Below are 3,456 nucleotides of genomic sequence, written 5' to 3' on the forward strand. Positions count from 1 at the left end.
AGGTCACTGGCGTCGGCCTCGGCTTGTCCGCTTCACTGTCGGTGTCCTGCAGGTACAGCGTCAGAATTCCACCGGCGGTGACAAGACCCACCCACGTTACACAGATCCACCGAGCTATCCGCTGCACCACTCCGAGGTGGTGCGTCTGCTGCTTGAGGCGTACTACGACGTCCAGTTCTCCGACCGGTCCCACGGTTTCCGTCCCCAACGGGGCTGCCACACCGCACTGAGCGAGGTGGCGGACCTCTGGAAGGGGACGCACTGGTTCATCGAGGGCGACATCTCCGACTGCTTCGGCAGCCTCGATCACGAGGTCATGCTGTCGACGCTGGCTGAGAAGATCCACGATGGCCGGTTCCTACGGCTGATCAGCCACATGCTCAAGGCCGGATACCTGGAGGACTGAAGGTGGCACGACACGCTCAGCGGCGCCCCGCAGGGCGGAGTTGCCTCCCCGATCCTCTCGAACATCTACCTTGACCGGCTGGACCAGTTCGTCGAACAGTCTCTGCTGCCTGAGTACAACCGGGGCCTGCGTCGGCAGGCCAATCGGGCATACAGGGCCGTCGAGTTCGCGATCGCGCGGGCCAGACGGCGCGGCGACCGGGAGGCGGTGCGGGCGCTTGGGCTCCAGCGCCGCACCCTGCCGAGCCAGGACCCGAACGATCCGGACTACCGGAGGTTGAGATATGTCCGCTATGCCGACGACTGGCTTCTGGGGTTCGCCGGCCCCAAGCACGAAGCCGAGGAGATCAAGTCGAAGATCGGTGCGTTCCTGCATGACGAGCTCAAGCTGGAACTCTCCGAGTCCAAGACCGTGATCACACACGCCACCAGCCAGGCGGCGCACTTCCTCGGCTACGAAATCAGGGCCCAGCACTCCGACACGAAGATCACCCGGAATCGTCGGGCGGTCAACGGAGCGATCGGCCTGTTCGTGCCACGGCAGGTGATCAGGCACAAGTGCGCGCTCTACATGAGCAAAGGGCAACCGGCGCAACGCGGCATGCTGCTTCACGACGAGGACTTCACGATCGTCGCGAAGTACCAGGCCGAGTACCGGGGGCTCGTCCAGTACTACCTTCTCGCCCAGGACGTGTTCCGCCTGGGCAGGCTCCAGTGGGTCATGGAGACCTCGCTGCTGAAGACGCTGGCCGGGAAGCACCGGTCGACGGTCACGAAGATGGCTCGGAAGTACAAGAGCACCGTCGAGACACCCGAGGGACCGCGAACCTGTCTGACCGTCACCGTCCCACGCGACCGGGGAAGGAAACCACTGGTCGCCCGCTTCGGCGGGATACCGCTCAAACGACAGCGCAAGGCCGTCCTCACCGACAGGCGGCCGGTCATGGCCAGCGCGAAGCGAAACGAGCTGATCCACAGGCTCATCGCCGAATGCTGCGAGATCTGCGAAGCCCGGACGAATCTTGAGGTCCACCACGTCCGCAAGCTCGCCGACCTCAACCGGCCCGGGCGTCGGGACAAACCCGACTGGGTGCACCTTATGGCCAAACGACGGCGCAAGACCCTGGTGATCTGCCGGCGCTGCCACGAGGACATCCATGCCGGGCGAGGCACCGCGCCACCACGGAAGTGATCACTGGAGAGCGGGATGCCGGGAAACTGGCCCGTCCCGTTCGGGAAGGGGCCGTCGGAAAAGGACCCGAACCACGGGCACCTCGTCGGCGGCCTACTTCACTCTGAGGGGGTGGGGACGCAGCAATGCGTCCCCGCTACCCGGCGCGCCTTCCCCAACATGCCGAATTCTCTGAACTAGCTTCCGGGGTGCTGGCCAGCGTCTTTGGGGCCGTTGGTGGTGATCGTGCGCCCCGTGAATCGGCTGAGGTTGGGCATGCCGAGATGCACTGTAGCCCGCTGGTCGACCTAGGCGAGCTTGGCTTCGGCTCCCGTGAGGCTCACCTTCAGTCCTTCGATTTCACCGAGCCACCCTTCCCGCTCGGCCTCGGCGATCCGTGCAGTGAGGTTCTCGATGATCTCGACGAGTCGGGGCCGCTGGTTCGGGTCCGGCCTGAGAATGGAGCATCGGACGCAGGCTTAACCGAACTGATCTTGAAGCAGTTCTCGGGAATGTCGAGCGCCGGTCCGCTCACAGAAGGTGATGAAGAGACTTGTGAAGTTCGAGGGCTTCGGCGTGTCGCCGACAGGCTGACTTGGGAAGGTTCAAGACGCGCCGAGCGACGTGGGTGCCTGGTGAGTCCTGCGCAACCAGTCGTCTAGGGTGACGAAGTCCGATTCGGTGAGGCCCAGGCGGGGGTCAACGCGATGGAGCAGAGCATCTCCTGGATGGTGCGCGGATACCCAGGCGCGATCGGTGTCTGTGATCTCGTCGTCGACCCATGTGAATGAGCGTCCGCCAGCCCAGTCGACGAGGGCGCGGGTCTTCCAGTGCAGTCCGTCTCGCTCGTCCTGCTCTTCTTGGTCGGACGACTCCGGCCAAATCACCACCGCCAACTGCGGCAGGCCGATCCGCGGAGCTATGTGTTCATTCGCATCCGCCATCCATGTCGTGGCCCAGACCAGATCACACGGCAGCGCCGCCAACCGGGGCCCGTGCGCCGGATTGATCCTGGCCAGCAGCGGATTCGCGCTGGCCCCCTGCGGTTCTGGGGCCGGATAGGTCGGATAGCCGTTTGGGTGCTGCTGCGGCGTCGCTCCGAAGGGAATGAGGGGTCCGTCGACATCGAGGAAGAGCAGTGGAGGGTGTGCAGAACCGGTCACCGTCGCACGATAGCGGCTCGACCTGATCGTCCCGAGTCGATAAGCAGGTTCGTCAAGCGGCAGCGGCCCGCCCTTCGCGAGCCGAAGAGCGGGTTCCCGTCGGAGATCAGTCCATGTACTCGGCGCTGCTTCGCCCGGCATCGCGGCGAAAGGCGGGCATGCCGAGATGAACGGTGGAGGGCTGCGCTGCACGGTCGCGCATTTCCTCCAGCTTCTGCGCGGCGGCGGCCATGGTGGTCTCGATGGCGGCGACCTCGCCGAGCCAGCCCTGGTCTTTGGCCTCCTGGAGGCGGTCGATGAGGTTGGCGTGGATCTCCTGAAGACGAGGCATCTGGGCCGGGTCAACGAGAAGTAGGGGACATCCGACACAGGCGTTTTCATGCTGGCAAGGGGTCGCGTAGTCGCGGCCACAGGTTCCCAGGGCGACCTTGCGGAGCTCGAAGTGGGCCAGGAACTCGTCCCACTCGGTGACGGTGAGCTCGCGGTACTCCTCGCTGGGCCACTCGGTTCTGCGGCGGGCGATGAAGGCCCGATGATGAGAGATCACGTCCTCCGAGTAGATCGCGGCATAGCCCATGGTCGTGTCCAGAGCGGATGGCGTCGGTCACGAAGAAGTGGCTTGTGTCCGCAGAGGCCGTGTGCGGATGAGCCTGTGTGCGATTGAGCAGGTGCGTCGTTTGGGACCCGTTCGCGCTGCATATCGTCGGGCGTGTTGCA

2 protein-coding genes and 1 pseudogene are annotated in these 3,456 nt (G+C 64.8%); 1 reads left to right on the forward strand and 2 read right to left on the reverse strand.

All coding sequences use genetic code 11. The features are described from left to right. Positions 1–133: 133 nt before the first annotated feature. Positions 134–1,597, forward strand: a pseudogene (locus IG78_RS52510) (reverse transcriptase/maturase family protein); the annotation flags it as partial. A 584-nt stretch (positions 1,598–2,181) separates the two neighbouring features. Here IG78_RS52510 and IG78_RS0140840 read toward each other — a convergent pair. Continuing rightward, a complete protein-coding gene (locus tag IG78_RS0140840; protein ID WP_051853567.1) occupies positions 2,182–2,739 on the reverse strand; it encodes an HAD domain-containing protein in 558 nt (185 codons plus the stop codon). 106 nt (positions 2,740–2,845) lie between these two features. Continuing rightward, positions 2,846–3,316, reverse strand: coding sequence for an integrase (locus tag IG78_RS49960; protein WP_157856073.1), 471 nt, complete (start codon positions 3,314–3,316; stop codon positions 2,846–2,848). Positions 3,317–3,456 lie beyond the last annotated feature (140 nt).

It is taken from the genome of Streptomyces aureocirculatus (genome assembly GCF_000720475.1).
Taxonomy (GTDB): domain Bacteria; phylum Actinomycetota; class Actinomycetes; order Streptomycetales; family Streptomycetaceae; genus Streptomyces; species Streptomyces aureocirculatus.

Coding starts and splice junctions, on each gene's coding strand:
- IG78_RS49960 (WP_157856073.1), bottom strand. CDS start 3,316: ATGGGCTATGCCGCGATCTACTCGGAGGACGTGATCTCTCATCATCGG.